Raw genomic sequence first — 15,021 nt, 5'->3', positions numbered from 1 at the left:
CCGCCGATACGGGAGGCCTCAGCCCTGGCGGGCCAGGTCCGCCGCGCCGACCAGACCGGCCTTGCCGCCCAGCTGCGCGGCGAGCACCTGCGCGTGCGGACGCCAGGCGCCGCCGATCAGCCAGCGCTTGAAGGACTTGCGGATCGGGTCGAGGACCAGGTCGCCCTCGTCGGAGACGCCGCCGCCGACGATGAACGCCGACGGGTCGAAGAGCGAGGCCAGGTCCGCGAGGCCGGCGCCCGCCCAACGGGCCAGTTCGCGGAAGGAGTCGATGGCCACCAGGTCGCCGGCCCGGGCCGCCTCGCTGATGTGCTTGCCCTCGATGCCGTCGGGGGTGCCGTCGCCGAGCGCGAGGAGCGCCTTCGCGTTCTCGGGGGTGGCGTTGGCGCGCTGCTTGGCGTAGCGGACGAGCGCGCGCCCGGAGGCGTACTGCTCCCAGCAGCCCTGGCTGCCGCAGCCGCACAGCAGGCCGTCCGGGACCACCCGGATGTGGCCGAACTCGGCGGCCACGCCGAAGCGTCCGCGCCGGAGCTTGTTGCCGATGATGATGCCGCCGCCCAGGCCCGTGCCGAGCGTGATGCAGATGACGTCCTCGTGGCCCTGGCCGGCGCCGAAGCGGTACTCGCCCCAGGCGGCGCAGTTGGCGTCGTTCTCGACGACCACGGGCAGGCCGATGCGCTGCTCGACCTTGTCCTTCAGCGGCTCGTGCCGCCAGTTGATGTTCGGCGCGAAGAGCACGGTCGCGCGCTTGTCGTCGACGTATCCGGCGGCGCCGATGCCGACCGCGTCGATGGTGTGGCTGGCGCTGACCTCGGATACGGCGGCGCAGATCGCGTCCGTGACTCCGTCCGGGGTCGGCGGCGTGGGCACCTTGTACGTCTCAAGGATGGTGCCGTCTTCGTCGACCACGCCGGCCGCGATCTTCGTGCCGCCGATGTCGACGCCGATGGTGAGTCCCATTAGTCCCTCGGTTTCCGGTCAAACCCCGCCGCTGTCAACCGTACCCGAGGGAGGCGGGGGTTCAGTCGAGATCGATCCGCTCGGTCGGACCGCCGTCGCCCTCGTCACGGGGGTCCTCGGCCTTCCCGGCTGCGTTTTCGACGGGCCCGCCGCCCCGCCCGGGGGCCGGTTCGTCGCGCGTCCAGCGGCGCTCGTGGCCCTCGACCGCGGAACGGTAGGCGGCGAGCAGCTCCGAGCCGGCCGCCGCGAGGTGGTCGAAGACCTCGGGGTTGCGTTCGACGACGGGTCTGGCGGCGCTCTTCGCCTGGTTGACGAACTGTCGTACGGCGCCCTGCGCGGCGACCCCGAACAGCGGGTTGTTCAGCGCGGAGACCTTGTCGGACACCTTGTCGGCGACGGCTTCGAAGAGCTTGAACAGCTCCTCGGCGGCGGTTCCGGTGCCGGCGCCCGCGGAGGCGCCCTGCTCGGACCTGCGGCGCTCCCGCTCGGCGGCGAGGTCCTCGGCGCAGGCCTCGGCCCAGGCGTCGTCCCCGGAGGAGGGATCGGTGGGGCGGTCGGTGGCCTCGCTCATGGCGGACTCTCCTGCGGCGGCGACTGGGCGTGCGGTGCGCACTCCCACTACCTCCGACGTTACCCGAACGGCGGTACGCCCCCCAGAGCCGCCCGCTACGCCTTCTCGCCGCCGCGGGGCCACAGGTCCGGGTCCGGGGTGAAGCGGATGCGGAGCTCGCCGTCGGCGAGGGCGGCCCCGGAGACGGTGCAGCGGCGCAGCGCGGCGGGCAGGGGAACGATCCTGCGGTACGGGCCCACCGTGAGCAGCAGCTCGTCCCCGCGCCGGACCAGGCCGAGCTCCCGCTTCTCGGCGCCGGGCAGCGGGACCCGCCACAGCAGCACCCCGTCCTCGGCGATCCGGTCCTCGACGGCCCAGGCGGGGCGGGGCGCGATCGCCGGGGCGGGGGCCGGGGCCAGCTCCGCCAGGTCCTCGGGGCCGTGCGGGTCCCGGCCCAGGTGGGGTACGGGGAGCACCGGGAGGCTCCCGTCGCCGGCCCACTGGGTGGCGTACTTCTCCTGCTGGGCGGCGAGTCCCGCGAGCCACGGGTCCGTGGATCCGGCGGGCAGCATCCGGTTGGCGACGAGCGCCGAGACGGGCAGCCGGTACAGGGCGAGCCCGAGCCTGCCCAGGCGCAGCGCGGCGTCGGCGGCGGGTCCCGGTTCGGCGACGAGCCGTACGGAGGTGGTGGGGGCCTCCAGGACGTCCTGGACGGCCGCCAGGTCCTCGTCCCAGCGGGCGGCGGCCTCGTACAGCCACTGCGCGGGCATCGGGACACCGGCGAGCTGGGCCAGTACGGGGCGCAGGGCACGGGCCGCCTGGCGCTCCGCGGGGAGCAGCCGGGCGAGGTAGCGGCGGAGCTGGGCGGGGAGCGCGAGGGTGGTGATCGCCTGGTGCAGCGGGGGCATGTCGACCACCAGGAGGTCGGTGCCGGGCTCGGCCGCGGCCCGCCGCAGGGCGCGGAGCAGGGCGAACTGCTCGGCGCCGGGCAGTTCGGTGATCTCGTCGGCGTGCAGGGGGCGGGCGCCGAGCATCCCCAGCACCGCGGAGCCGCGCTCCTGGAGCTCGACGAGCTCGCGCCGGAACTCTTCGCCGGAGTCGACGCGGGCCACGCTGAGCGTGCCGTGCGTCGTGACGGGCGGGTCGGTGGGGCCGGCGGTGAGCAGGAGCACCCGGTGGCCCTGGCGGGCGGCGGCGAGTGCGGTGGCCGCTGCGACGGTGCTCCGCCCGGCGCCGCCGGGGCCGGTGACGAGAAGGGTGTGCATGCTGCTCCTAGCTCCGCGTGTACCTGGCCCCTGCTCCCCGGCGGGGCGTCCGGCGACCCCCGCCAGCCTGCCACGCCCCCGGGGCCGCCCCCGGCTGCGGGTGTGCCGCTGCGCGGGGCAAGGCAGAAGTCCCCTACCCGCCCTTCCACCGTTCCCCGGGCGCTGCCCGGACCCGGAAAGACCCTGGGGCTCCGCCCCAGACCCCGGTCCTCAAACGCCGGACGGCTGAAATGGCGCTCCGCGCCATCCAGCCCTGACCGGCAAAATCCAGCCCCTCCGGCGTTTGAGGAGCGGGGGTCCGGGGCCCAGCCCCGGGGAACGGGCGAAGGGCGGGTAGGGGACCCAGCCCCGCAGGGCCGAACCACCCGCACCCGCCCACCGGCCCGCGCCGGGACGGCGGTGGCGGCAGCCCCGCCCGGCCACCGCCGGACGGAGTTCGGCGCAGCGGGGCGAAGCCCGGGAGGCCCGCAAGGGCCGAGCGGTGCGAGCTCCGTGTTAAGAAGGCTTGCCGGGGTGGCTCTCCACGCGCTTCTTCAGGCCCGCCAGCGCGCGGTCGATGATGACCTTCTCCGCCTTGCGCTTGATCATGCCGAGCATGGGGATCTTGACGTCCACGGTCAGCGAATACGTCACCTCGGTGCGCGCACCGCCCGCGACCGCCGCCAGCTGGTAGGACCCGTCGAGCTGCCTCAGCATCTGGGACTTGTCCAGCGTCCAGCTGACCGTGTTCTCGGCGGGCCAGGTGTACGCCAGCGTGTGGTCGTCCTTGATCGCGCCCGCGTCGAGCAGCAGGCGGACGAGGGAGGCCCGGCCGGCGTCGTCCTTGGCCAGCACCTCGGCCTCCTTCACCTCACCGGTCCACTCCGGGTAGCGGGCGAAGTCGGCGATCACGGCCATGACGTCGGCAGGGGGCGCCTCGATCATGATGCTCGAGCTGGTGTGTTCCGCCATCGCGGTCGCTCCTCCGGGGGGAGTTCGAGGAAGTGTGCGGACGGCACTGGGCCGCCGCGTGAAGGCTATCGCGCGTCAAGACCTCACCACTCCAGGGCCCACGGCCTTCCCGTGGCGGCGAAGTGCCCGACGTTCACGCACTCGGTGGCGCCGATCCGCATCCGCCGGGCGAGCGGCTGGTGGACGTGGCCGAAGAGCGCGTACCGGGGCTTCATCCGGCGGATCGCGGCGAGCAGCGCCCCGCTCCCCCGCTCGAAGCGCCGCGCGACCGTGTCGTAGCAGAGCTCCGGCACGTCCGGCGGGATGTGCGAGCACAGCACGTCGACCTCGCCCAGCGCCTCCACCTTGGCGGCGTACTCCTCCTCGGGCACCTCGTAGGGCGTGCGCATCGGCGAGGGCAGTCCGCCCCCGACGAAGCCGAAGACCCGGCCGCCGATCTCGGCCCGCTGGCCGTCGAGCACGGTGAGGCCGGGGCCGGCGTACTCGGGCCAGAGGCCGGGGATGTCGACGTTTCCGTACGTGGCGTACGTCGGCCGGGGGAAGGCGGCGAACATCTCGGCGTACTGGCGCCGGACCGCGCCCTCGACGAGCCGTTCGCGGTCCAGCCCGGCCCACAGTCCGCGGGCGAAGTCCCGGGCCTCCTCGAAACGGCGGGCGGTGCGCAGTTCGACGATGTGGTCGGCGTTGTCGACGCCGAAGAGGTCGGGGAAGATGCCGCGCGAGTGGTCGGCGTAGTCGAGGAAGAGGACGAGGTCGCCGAGGCAGATCAGCGCGTCGGCGCCTTCCCCGGCCCGCGCCAGGGCCTCGGTGTTGCCGTGGACGTCGCTGACGACGTGGATCCGTGTCCGGTTCTGCGTACCACCCATAGAGCCACCCATGCGGCCACCCTAGGGGCGCTTGGCCACCGCGGGTAGGGAATCGGGCCAGGCGGCCGGACCTGCGGTTACTTCCGAGTCGCAAACCGGGTCGACTATCGTCGGTAGGACACGGCCGCGGCATGTGACGCAGGGAACATCTGGCCGGTTCCCTCTATCCGGAACCCACTACCGGTGGGTAACGTCCGGTCGGTCCACATGGTGGCGATGGCGCCCAGAGGAGCAGCAGTCTTGCGCGAGTTCAGCCTTCCGGCCCTGTACGAGGTCCCGTCGGACGGGAACCTGACGGATCTCATCCGCCGCAACGCCGCTCAGCATCCAGACGTCGCCGTCATGGCCCGCAAGGTCGGCGGCGCGTGGCAGGACGTCACCGCGACGCAGTTCCTCGCGGAGGTCCGCAGCGCGGCGAAGGGCCTGATCGCGGCCGGCATCCGGCCCGGCGACCGGGTCGCCCTGATTTCCCGCACCCGCTACGAGTGGGTGCTGATCGACTTCGCGATCTGGAGCGCGGGCGCCGTCACGGTCCCCGTGTACGAGACCAGCTCCCCCGAGCAGATCCAGTGGATCCTCGGCGACTCCGGCGCCGTCGCCGTCGTCGTGGAGTCCCCCGGGCACGCCGCGGCCGTGGCCGCCCTGCGCGACCGGCTGCCGGAGCTGCGCGAGGTCTGGGAGATCGAGCAGGGCGCCCTGGAGACGCTGAAGGCGGCCGGCGCCGGCATCTCCGACGCCGAGGTCGACGAGCGCAGCGCGCTCGCGGGCGCCGACGACCCGGCCACCATCGTCTACACCTCCGGCACCACCGGCCGCCCCAAGGGCTGCGTGCTGACCCACCGCAGCTTCTTCGCCGAGTGCGGCAACATCGTGGCCCGGCTGCGTCCGCTGTTCCGGACCGGCGAGTGCTCCGTGCTGCTCTTCCTGCCGGCCGCGCACGTCTTCGGCCGCCTGGTGGAGGTGGCGGCCGTGCTGGCGCCGATCCGGCTGGGCTGCGTACCGGACATCAAGAACCTCACCGACGAGCTGCAGTCCTTCCGGCCCACGCTGATCCTCGGCGTGCCGCGCGTCTTCGAGAAGGTCTACAACTCGGCCCGCGCCAAGGCCCAGGCCGACGGCAAGGGCAAGATCTTCGACGCGGCGGCCGAGACGGCGATCGCGTACAGCCGAGCGCTGGACCTGCCGGGCGGACCGTCCCTGGGCCTCAAGCTGAAGCACAAGGTCTTCTCCAAGCTGGTCTACAGCAAGCTGCACACGGTCCTCGGCGGGCGCGGCGAGTACGCGATCTCCGGCGGGGCCCCGCTGGGCGAGCGGCTCGGCCACTTCTTCCGCGGCATCGGCTTCACCGTGCTGGAGGGCTACGGCCTGACCGAGTCCTGCGCGGCCACGGCCTTCAACCCGTGGGACAAGACGAAGATCGGTACGGTCGGCCAGCCGCTCCCGGGCTCCGTGGTGCGCATCGCCGACGACGGCGAGGTGCTGCTGCACGGCGAGCACATCTTCAAGGAGTACTGGAACAACCCGACGGCCACCGCCGACGCGCTGACCGACGGCTGGTTCCACACCGGCGACGTCGGCACGCTCGACGAGGACGGCTACCTGGCGATCACCGGGCGCAAGAAGGAGCTCATCGTCACGGCGGGCGGCAAGAACGTGGCGCCCGCGGTGATCGAGGACCGGATCCGGGCGCACGCGCTGGTCGCGGAGTGCATGGTGGTCGGCGACGCGCGGCCGTTCGTGGCCGCACTGGTCACCATCGACGAGGAGTTCCTGGGCCGCTGGGCCGCGGAGCACGGCAAGCCGGCCGGCGTGACGGCGGCCGACCTGCGCGAGGACGCGGATCTCATCGCCGCCGTCCAGAAGGCCGTGGACGACGGCAACGCGGCGGTTTCCAAGGCGGAATCGGTGCGGAAATTCCGCATTCTGCCCTCCCAGTTCACGGAGGAGTCCGGGCACATCACGCCTTCGCTGAAGCTGAAGCGGAATGTGGTGGCGAAGGACTTCGCGGACGAGATCGAAGCCCTCTACCGGGGCTAGTGCGTGCCTTCCGGGGCTAGCGCGGGTCCTCGGCGAGGACCCGCGCCATGTTCCGCTCCGCCAAGGCGGTGACGGTCACGAAGGGGTTCACCCCGAGCGATCCGGGGATCAGCGAGCTGTCGGTGACGTAGAGGCCCTGGTAGCCCTTCACGCGGCCGAAGTCGTCGGTCGCGTCCCCGAGGACGCAGCCGCCCAGCGGGTGGTAGGTGAAGTTGTCGGCGAAGTTCTTGTTGTCGCCGAAGAGGTCGTAGCGGTAGATGGTGAAATTGGCCCGGTTGATCCGGTCGAAGAGGCGCTTGGCGGCCTGCACGGACGGGGTGTTCTGGTCCCGGGTCCACCGGAGCTTCGCCGAGTCGCTGGCGGCGTCGTAGGTGAAGTGCCCGCGCTCCGGGTTCTTCGTGATGGCCAGGTACATCGAGATCCAGTGCTCGAAGCCCATCGGGAGCGGGGCTATCTCGGCGAAGACCGGGTTCGAGGCGTTGTCCCAGTCGTCGATGCCGAGGGCCGGCATGGTGGCCTGGTTGGCGCCGACCGTGTCCCACAGGTGGTTGGCGCGGGCGGTCATGACGTTGCCGTTGTGGCCCCAGCCGAGGCCCACCTTGTCGTTCAGGCCGGGCAAGGTGCCGGTCTCGCGGGCGCGCAGCAGGATCTCGGTGGTGCCGAGGCTGCCGGCGCCGAGGAAGAGCTGTTTGCAGCCCAGTTCGCGGACCTGGGTGACGCGGCCGGTGAGGTCGCTGGTCTGGACGGTCAGGACGTAGCCGCCCGCCGGGTCCTGCCGTACGCCGACCACGCGCTGCATGGTCTCGATGGTGACGTTCCCCGTGCCCAGGGCGGCGGCGAGGTAGGTCTTGTCCACGCTCTTCTTGCCGTGGTTGTTGCCGTAGATGACCTCGCCCGCGAGGGCGGACCGGGTGGCAGTGCCGGCGGCCTCGCGCTTCATGTACTCGAAGTCGTAGACGTTGGGGACGAAGGTGGTCTTCAGGCCGGTCTTCTGGGCGTGCTTGCGGGAGATCCGGGCGAAGCGGTACCACTCCGTGGACTCGAACCAGGCCGGGTCGATGTCGTTGACCCCGAGCATGGCGCGGGCCCGGGGGTAGTAGGTGCCGTACATCTCGTCGGCGTCGACCCGGGGCATGACCTCGGTGAAGTACGAGCGCTTCGGCGTGGGCGCCATGCCGCCGTTGACCAGGGAGCCGCCGCCGACGCCGCGGCCCACGTACACCGACATGTCCCCGTAGTTCACCCGGTCCAGGACGCCGGGGTACGGGCTGATGTTGCGGTTGACCACGTCCAGCCAGAGGAACTGGGCGAGCGGGGCCTCGGTGCGGTTGCGGAACCACATCGAGCGCTGGTCGGGGGCGGAGGTGGCGGGGAAGACCTTCCCGTCGGCGCCCGGGGTGTCCCAGAGCCGGCCCATCTCCAGGACGACGGTCCGCACTCCGGCCTGGCCGAGGCGGAGCGCGGCGACGGCGGATCCGTAGCCGGAGCCGACGACGATGGCCGGGGCGTACGTGGCGGCCGCGGGCTCGGCGGCGGCCGCGGACTGCAGGCCGATCCGGGTGAATCCGAGGGCGGCCGCGGTCTGCAGGGCGCCGAGACCGAGAACGTGACGACGCGTCAGGTTTGGTGTCATGCGCGCATCATGAGCGGATTCCGCCCAACCGGCCATAACCCGCACTGACACGCTTCTGAGTAACAGTCAGACATGGCTCGACCGTAGGCGGGGCCCGCCGCGGCCCGAGCGGTTTGATCGACTCTGCCCGCGATCGGGCCCCCAGCGGCGATAATCCCCTCTCCGTACGGAAAGGGGATCCCGGGCAGCGGGCCCGGCGTCAGCTACAGCAGCTCGCGCAGGCGCTCCGCCAGCAGGTCCCAGCGCCACTTCTCCTCGACCCAGGCACGGCCGCGCTCGCCCATGCGCGCGCGCAGGGCCGGGTCCCGGAGCAGGGCCAGGACGCGCTCCGCGGTCTCGGCCGGGGCGCCGCCGGGGACCACCCAGCCCGTCTCCCCGTCCAGTACGGCGTCCGGGGCGCCGCCGGAGTCGCCCGCGATCACCGGCAGGCCCGTGGCGGACGCCTCCAGGTAGACGATGCCGAGGCCCTCCACGTCGAGCCCGCCGCGCCGGGTCCGGCAGGGCATCGCGAAGACGTCCCCGGCCCCGTAGTGGGCGGGCAGTTCGGACCACGGGACGGCGCCCGTGAAGACGACGGACTCGGCGACGCCGGCCTTGGCGGCCAGTGCCCGCAGATCGGCCTCGTAGGGGCCGCCGCCCACGATCAGCAGGACGGCGTCCGGCAGCGCCGCCAGGATCCGCGGCATCGCCTCGATCAGCGTGTCCTGGCCCTTGCGGGGAACGAGCCGCGAGACGCAGACGACCACGGGCCGGTCCGTCAGTCCGAGCCGCGCCCGGACCTCCGCGCCGCCCGAACCCGGGTGGAAGGTCTTCTCGTCCACCCCCGGCGGGAGCTGCGTCATCCGCGCCGCCGCCCGGTCCGTCAGGGCCGGGGCGATCCGCGAACGGGTGTACTCCCCCAGGTAGGTCAGGGTGTCCGTGCCCTCGCCGATGCGCCGCAGCAGCCCGCGCGCGACCGGCAGCTGCGCCCAGCCCGCCTCGTGCCCGTGCGTGGTCGCCACGATCCGGCGCGCGCCGGCCCGGCGCAGCGCGGGCCCCATCAGGCCCAGCGGGGCCGCCGCGCCGAACCACACCGAGGAGCAGCCGTGTTCGCGCAGCAGGCCCACGGCCCGGCGGGTGACCCTGGGGGTCGGCAGCAGCATCGTCGTGCGGTCGCGGACCACCTGGAAGGGCTGCTCCGCGTCGAAGGCGGCGGTGGCGGCGCGGGCCTCTGCCGAGTGCTTCCAGGTGGAGGCGTAGACCACGACCCGGTCGGGGTCGAGTCGCAGCGCCATGTTGTGCAGGAAGGCCTGGATGCCCCCCGGCCGCGGCGGGAAGTCGTTGGTCACGATCAGCGTCTTGTCCATCGCCTGCCGACCCTACCGGAGCGGGGCCCTGCGGGGCGGTGACCTGCGGTGCGGGAGCGCGCGGAGCTCTGCCCCGCGGGCTCGGAACCTGTGGGGCTCCGCCCTTCGGGGCGGTGCGCGGGCGGCGGCGCCGGGGCGAGATCAGCCCCTCCGGCGTTTGAGGAGCGGGGGTCCGGGGGCCGGCCCCCGGCAACGGCGCCGCGCGATCGGGCCAGGGCCCGCCGGGCTAGCGGAACTCCCGGGTCAGGTCCTGCTGCCAGGCACGGGTCAGCGCTGCGGGGTCCGTGTTCAGGGTGTCCGCGACCGCCGTCGGGAGGGATTCCCGGCCGGACTTCTCGTACAGGGAGACCAGTGCCGCGTCCCCCCACCGCCGGGCGATGAGCCGGCAGGCCATCCAGGAGCCCTCGTAGGCCCGCGCCAGAGCGTCCGCGTCCCCGCCGAAGGCGAAGGCCCCGGGCTCCGGGAGAGCGGCCGGCAGGTCGCCCCGGCGCACCGCGCGGGCGAGGGACGGCGCGGCTTCGGCCGGGGTGCGCCCGCTGTCGCGGTACGCGGCCCAGTCCGCGAAGCCCTCGGAGAGCCAGAGCGGGGTCTTGGCGGTGGTCGCCGTCCGGGTGGCCACGTGGGTGGTCTCGTGGGTCAGGATCACCTGGCGGCCCTCCGCCGTGAGCTGCCCGTACCCCTCCGGGTTCACCACGACCCGGTCGGCGGGGGCGGGGCCCGCCCCGGTCCGCCCGGTGGTGACGGCGCCCAGGCCGCGGTACTCGTCCGCGGGACGCCCCAGCAGCGCCGCCATCGCGTCCAGCGAGCCGGGGACCAGCACCACCACCCGGCCCGCCCACGGCCGCGGCCAGGCCGCGCTCGCCGCGGGCACCGCCTTGTCGGCCTCGGCGGCGATCTCGGAGAGGGGGCCGGCGCTCTGGCCGGCGCCGCCGAGCACCAGGGCGCGCGCCCCGCGCTCCACCGTCACCGGGCCCTGGTCCCACAGCTGCGGCAGGGCGCCGGGGGCGGGGCGGTCGGCGGTCACCGTCCAGGGGCCGCCGTCGCGGGTGAGTTCCACCTCGCGGGCGGAGCCGGCCGGGGCGGCGTCGTAGCCGGTGAGCCGGTAGCGCAGCTCGGCGCGCGCGAAGGCCCGTACGCCTTCCACCCGGACCGTGGAGACCTCGTACGACCAGCCCTCCAGCGGGATCGCGGCGAGGGCCGCGGGCGGGGCCGCCGACCAGTCGGCGACGGCCCGCCGGACGTCCCGCCCGGCGGGGTCCGCCGAAGCCGAAGGGGCCCCGGATCCGGACCCGGAAGGAGCCCCGGAGCCGCATCCGGCCAGCGGCACGCAGAGCAGCAGCAGGCAGAGCAGCACCAGCGGCAGCGCGCGCGAGCGCCTGACAGGGGTGCGCGGAGGGGTACACCGAGGTGCACGGCCCAGGACCGGGAGCATCACCCGATCGTACGCAGCGCGATCCCTAGGGCCGGGTCACCGAGGACACGGGCATCATCCCGACGGGGTCGTACCGCACGCGCGCCCCCGGGTACGGGGCGTGCACCACCTGGCCGTTGCCGACGTACATGCCGACGTGGCTGGCGTCCGAGCGGTACGTCACCAGGTCCCCGGGGCGCGCCTGCGACAGCGGCACCCGCCGCCCGGCGTGCCGTTGCGCCTGCGAGGTGCGGGGCAGGGCGACGCCCGCCTGCCGGTACGACCACACCATCAGCCCGGAGCAGTCGAAGCCGGAGGGGCCGGTGGAACCCCATACGTAGGGCCGTCCGACGGCGGACCGGGCCGCCATCACGGCGGTCGCGGCGCGGCCGGAGGAGGGCCCGGAGGCGGCGGGGTCGGGGAGCTCGGGCAGGGCGTCGGGGCGGCCGCCGGAGCGGGAGGCGCGGTCGAAGTCGGCGCGTTCCTGCGTGGGCATCGCGTTCAGCAGCCGGCGGGCCGCGGCGAGCTTGGCGGTCACGGCGCGCTTCTCCTTCGCCACGGCGGCGCGCAGGGAGTCGAGTTCGGAGAGCTTGCGGGAGGCCTCCTGGCGCTCCTGACCGAGCCGGCGCTGCTCGGAGCGCAGTTCGTCGAGCTGGCGGGCCTGGTGGCCGGACAGCCGGTCGAGGGCGGAGGCCTTGGCGAGGTAGTCGTCCGGGTCCTCGGAGAGCATCAGCTCGACGGCGGGGTCGATGCTGCCGGCCCGGTACTGGGCTCCGGCGTAGGCGCCGAGCACCCCGCGCATGGTGTTGATGCGGTCCTGCCCGCGGGCCACCGCGTCCTGGATCCGGTCGACTTCGGTGCGCAGGCGGCCGGCGCGCTCGCCCGCCTGGTTGAAGCGCTCGGTGGCCTGTTCGGCCTCTTCGAAGAGCCGGTCGACCTGGGCGCGGGTGCCCGCGGAGGGCTCCTGCGGGAGGCCGGGGGCCGCACCGGCGGGTGCGCCCGACATGACTACCGCTGCTCCCGCCGCGGCGGCGGTGAGGACGGTGACCTTGGTGTTCCGGTCGAGGGCGCTGGGCCCGGACCGGCGATGGGACGCCACGTGAAACCGCTCCCTCCTGCTGGGCGGGACCGGGTCCGCCCTCCGTGGACGGCCGTGTGCCGGGGTTCCGCGCTGGCAGACAGTAGCCGCGCGGGAGGGCACCGGCCAACGACCCGCGGCGGGCACGCACAGTGACGCCCCGTCGGAGACGCAGGTCACCGGCGGGGCGTGTGGTCAGAGCGGGGCCTCGGAATTCGCCCGGATGGGCGGTGTGCGGCGCGTCCGGTCGAGCCCTGGGCGCAGGGGGCGTCAGCCCACTCGCACGCCGAACTGGAACGGCATGTTGTTGATCGATTCGTACTTGACGCCGCTGCGCGGGTTCGAGGCGTGCAGCACCTGGTTGCCGCCCGCGTACAGGCCGACGTGGTGCAGGTCGCCGTAGAAGAACACCAGGTCGCCCGGCTGGAGCTGGCTCTTGCCGATCCGGGTGCCGTCGTTGATCTGCGTGAAGGTGGTGCGCGATATGTTCACGCCGGCCTGCTTGTACGCCCACTGGGTCAGACCCGAGCAGTCGAAGGTGTTGGGCCCTTCGTGACCGGAGATGTACGCGCTGCCGATCTTGGTCTGGGCGGCCGCGAGGGCGGCGCCGGCCCGACCGGAGGGCTTCGCGTTGCCGAGGTCGGGGACGCGCTCGCCGGCGCTGCGGCTGGCGCGGCTGTCCTCGTCCTTGATCTGCGCCCGCTCCTGGGCCGTCAGGGTGTTGAGGAGCGCCTGGGCCTCGGCGAGCTTGTCCTGGGAGGCCTTCTTCTTCTCGCCGAGCTCCTTGCGGGTGGCGTCGAGGTCGGTGAGCTTGCCCGCGGCCTCCTGGCGCTGCTGCGCGAGGGTGCGCTGCTTGGCCTGGATCTTCTGGACCGCCTCGACCTGCTTGCCGCTCAACTGCTCCAGGGTGGAGGCCTTGTCGAGGTAGCTGTCCGGGTCGGCCGAGAGGAAGAGCGCGAGGGACTGGTCGATGCCGCCGCTGCGGTACTGGGCGCTGGCCATCGAACCGAGCGTGCCGCGCAGCGCGTTGAGGTCCTCCTGGCCGCGGGCGACCTGGTCCTGGAGCTGCCCGATCTCGGTTTCGAGCTTGTCCTGGCGCTCCTTGGCCCCGTTGAACTTCTCGGTCGCCTGCTCGGCCTCTTCGTAGAGGGCGTCGACCTTGGCCTTGACCTCGTCCTTGCTGGGCTTGGCCGGGGCGGCGTGAGCGGCCTGCCCCGAGAGGACCACGGCGGCTGCCGCGGTGACGCCGAGCACGGTGGTGCGCATGCGGGTCGGCGGCTTGGGTCGACGGTGGGACGCCACGAAGGCGATCTCCTTCTTCCTAGAGCCGCCGAAGAACGCATGACTCGGCGACACCTTCGCTGCCACCCCGAATGAGTGAACTACCGCACGAAGGTTTGACTGACCCTAGTGACCCTTCTGTGATCAGTTCAAATCCTGTCGGCAAAAAACTCGCCGTCCGACCAGGTTCTTTACCTACAGCGCACGCTCTGTGTCGATGACTTGACGGTACGTTCCCGCGGCGCCCTATCAATTCCGGCATTGGGCCCAGTAGTTACGAAACGCGCGAAAGCCGCTTCAGCAACAAGGCGGACGTCACCGGCCGCGCCCCGGCCTTGGCCACACCGTCGGCGACCTCGCGGTCGGTGGAGACCACCACCACGGGACGGCCCGCCGGTTCGGCGCGCACCAGCTGGCGGATCAGCTCGTCCGCCGTCACCCCGGCCTTGGAGAACAGCACCCGCACCCCGCGCGGCGGCGCGAGCAGCACGGGGGCCGCCAGCTCCGCCCCGTCGAAGACACAGGTCATCTCGGCGCCCGTCTGCGCGGCGAGCATCGACAGCCCGCCCAGCAGCCGCAGGCGCTGCTTCTCCAGCGGCATCGTCGGGTAGCCGGTCTTGGTGACGTTGTAGCCGTCGACCACCAGATGGGCCTGGGGCAGCGCCAGCAGCTGGTCCAGCAGCGCCGGGTCGGTCTCCGACAGGGCGCGCGCCGCGATGTCCTTCGGGGTCATCCGGCCCGGCTCCACCGCCTCGACCGTGTCGGCGGGCCGCGTGGAGACCGGCGGCAGCGCGAGCTCCCGGCGCAGTCCCGCGGCCGCGTCCAGCACGGTGTCCAGCAGCAGCCGCAGCCGCATGTCCTCGATGCTGCGCCCCTCGCGGGTGGCCCGGCGCGAGGTCTCCAGCGCCGATTCCACCTCCGCGAGGCGGGACTTGAGCCGACGGGTCTCGCTCTCCGCGGTGGTCACCTGGGCGGCCGCCTCGGCGCGGATGCCGTCGACCTCCGCGTTGATCTTGCGCAGGGCGGCGTCGCCCCGCTTGACGTCGCTGAGGGCACTGCGCAGCTTGCGCTGAAGCGATTCCGCTTCCTTGCGCGCCGCGTCCAGCTCGGCCCGTACCTGGTCGACGCCCGTGCGCTGCAGTTCCCGTACGTGGGCCAGCTCCTCGCGGAGCCGCTCCATCTCGCGGCGGGCCTCCTCGTCGACCCGCTCGGCGTCGGCGCGCTGCGCCTCCTCGCCCGCGGCGGCGACGAGCTTGACCCAGCCGGCCGGCCGCAGCACGTACGCGGCGGCCGCCACGTCCAGCGGATCGGCGGCGGCGGGCGGGGCGCCCGACTCCAGCGCGGAGGCCAGGTCGGCCTGCGTCTCGCGGAACTTCTCGGCGACCCGGCCCCGGAAGACGGGGTCGCTCTCCACGGCCGTGGCCATGGCGTTGCCCGCGAACTTGGCGCGCCGGGTCGGGGTGAAACGGGCGTACTGACGCAGCTGCGCCGGGAGGTCCGCGACCGTCAGCCCGCCGAAGGCGTCCGAGACGAGCGCGACGACCCGGCGCCGCACGCCTTCCGGCAGCGGTCGGTCGAGGACCTCCGCGGCGTCGCCGGGCCCGTCGGCCGGCTCAGCGCCGCTTGCTGGCTCCACAATCCGT

The 15,021-nt window shown here is 73.4% G+C and carries 12 protein-coding genes; 1 reads left to right on the top strand and 11 read right to left on the bottom strand.

Going from position 1 to position 15,021, the window contains the following annotated elements; genetic code table 11:
* Positions 1-18: 18 nt before the first annotated feature.
* The 5 genes from OG276_RS27655 to OG276_RS27635 all read right to left on the bottom strand — a co-directional run bounded on the left by OG276_RS27655 (position 19) and on the right by OG276_RS27635 (position 4,604).
* On the bottom strand, positions 19-960 hold the full coding sequence (locus OG276_RS27655; RefSeq protein ID WP_250743712.1) for an ROK family glucokinase: 942 nt from the start codon (positions 958-960) through the stop codon (positions 19-21).
* A gap of 61 nt (positions 961-1,021) precedes the next feature.
* Positions 1,022-1,531: a DUF5304 domain-containing protein gene (locus OG276_RS27650; protein ID WP_266909399.1), complete on the bottom strand. Its 510-nt coding sequence runs from the start codon at positions 1,529-1,531 to the stop codon at positions 1,022-1,024.
* Positions 1,532-1,626: 95 nt separating this feature from the next.
* Complete coding sequence (locus OG276_RS27645; RefSeq protein ID WP_266909398.1) at positions 1,627-2,775, bottom strand: ArsA family ATPase; 1,149 nt, start codon at positions 2,773-2,775, stop codon at positions 1,627-1,629.
* A gap of 495 nt (positions 2,776-3,270) precedes the next feature.
* Positions 3,271-3,726 (bottom strand): SRPBCC family protein, encoded by a 456-nt coding sequence (locus OG276_RS27640; RefSeq protein WP_266909397.1) that lies wholly within the window; start codon positions 3,724-3,726, stop codon positions 3,271-3,273.
* An 83-nt stretch (positions 3,727-3,809) separates the two neighbouring features.
* Positions 3,810-4,604, bottom strand: coding sequence for a metallophosphoesterase (locus tag OG276_RS27635; RefSeq protein WP_266909396.1), 795 nt, complete (start codon positions 4,602-4,604; stop codon positions 3,810-3,812).
* Between the two features lie 228 nt (positions 4,605-4,832).
* Between OG276_RS27635 and OG276_RS27630 the strand changes: the two genes are divergently transcribed.
* Positions 4,833-6,629 carry a long-chain fatty acid--CoA ligase gene (locus OG276_RS27630; protein WP_266909395.1) on the top strand — a complete coding sequence of 599 codons (1,797 nt, stop codon included), beginning with the start codon at positions 4,833-4,835 and terminating at the stop codon, positions 6,627-6,629.
* 16 nt (positions 6,630-6,645) lie between these two features.
* Here the strand turns inward: OG276_RS27630 and OG276_RS27625 are convergent, their stop codons facing one another.
* From OG276_RS27625 to OG276_RS27600, 6 genes are all read right to left on the bottom strand, one after another.
* Entirely contained in the window at positions 6,646-8,262 is a 1,617-nt protein-coding gene (locus OG276_RS27625) for a GMC oxidoreductase (protein WP_266909394.1), read from the bottom strand.
* A 203-nt stretch (positions 8,263-8,465) separates the two neighbouring features.
* A complete protein-coding gene (locus OG276_RS27620; RefSeq protein ID WP_266909393.1) occupies positions 8,466-9,608 on the bottom strand; it encodes a glycosyltransferase family 4 protein in 1,143 nt (380 codons plus the stop codon).
* A 226-nt stretch (positions 9,609-9,834) separates the two neighbouring features.
* Positions 9,835-10,962: a hypothetical protein gene (locus OG276_RS27615; RefSeq protein WP_323182366.1), complete on the bottom strand. Its 1,128-nt coding sequence runs from the start codon at positions 10,960-10,962 to the stop codon at positions 9,835-9,837.
* Positions 10,963-11,065: 103 nt separating this feature from the next.
* A complete protein-coding gene (locus OG276_RS27610) occupies positions 11,066-12,118 on the bottom strand; it encodes a C40 family peptidase (RefSeq protein WP_266909392.1) in 1,053 nt (350 codons plus the stop codon).
* Between the two features lie 249 nt (positions 12,119-12,367).
* A complete protein-coding gene (locus OG276_RS27605; RefSeq protein WP_266913154.1) occupies positions 12,368-13,399 on the bottom strand; it encodes a C40 family peptidase in 1,032 nt (343 codons plus the stop codon).
* A gap of 253 nt (positions 13,400-13,652) precedes the next feature.
* Entirely contained in the window at positions 13,653-15,017 is a 1,365-nt protein-coding gene (locus OG276_RS27600) for an NYN domain-containing protein (RefSeq protein WP_266913152.1), read from the bottom strand.
* Between the last annotated feature and the right edge of the window lie 4 nt (positions 15,018-15,021).

The organism is Streptomyces sp. NBC_00086, assembly GCF_026343255.1.
In the GTDB taxonomy this organism is placed as follows: domain Bacteria; phylum Actinomycetota; class Actinomycetes; order Streptomycetales; family Streptomycetaceae; genus Streptomyces.
The sequence above is the reverse complement of the archived record's forward strand: the minus strand, read 5'-3'. Positions and strand labels throughout refer to the sequence as shown.

What these genes read in the sequence shown, in the direction of transcription:
- OG276_RS27655 (WP_250743712.1), bottom strand. Translation starts at nt 960, where the DNA reads ATGGGACTCACCATCGGCGTCGACATCGGCGGCACGAAGATCGCGGCC.
- OG276_RS27650 (WP_266909399.1), bottom strand. Translation starts at nt 1,531, where the DNA reads ATGAGCGAGGCCACCGACCGCCCCACCGATCCCTCCTCCGGGGACGAC.
- OG276_RS27645 (WP_266909398.1), bottom strand. Translation starts at nt 2,775, where the DNA reads ATGCACACCCTTCTCGTCACCGGCCCCGGCGGCGCCGGGCGGAGCACC.
- OG276_RS27640 (WP_266909397.1), bottom strand. Translation starts at nt 3,726, where the DNA reads ATGGCGGAACACACCAGCTCGAGCATCATGATCGAGGCGCCCCCTGCC.
- OG276_RS27635 (WP_266909396.1), bottom strand. Translation starts at nt 4,604, where the DNA reads ATGGGTGGCTCTATGGGTGGTACGCAGAACCGGACACGGATCCACGTC.
- OG276_RS27625 (WP_266909394.1), bottom strand. Translation starts at nt 8,262, where the DNA reads ATGACACCAAACCTGACGCGTCGTCACGTTCTCGGTCTCGGCGCCCTG.
- OG276_RS27620 (WP_266909393.1), bottom strand. Translation starts at nt 9,608, where the DNA reads ATGGACAAGACGCTGATCGTGACCAACGACTTCCCGCCGCGGCCGGGG.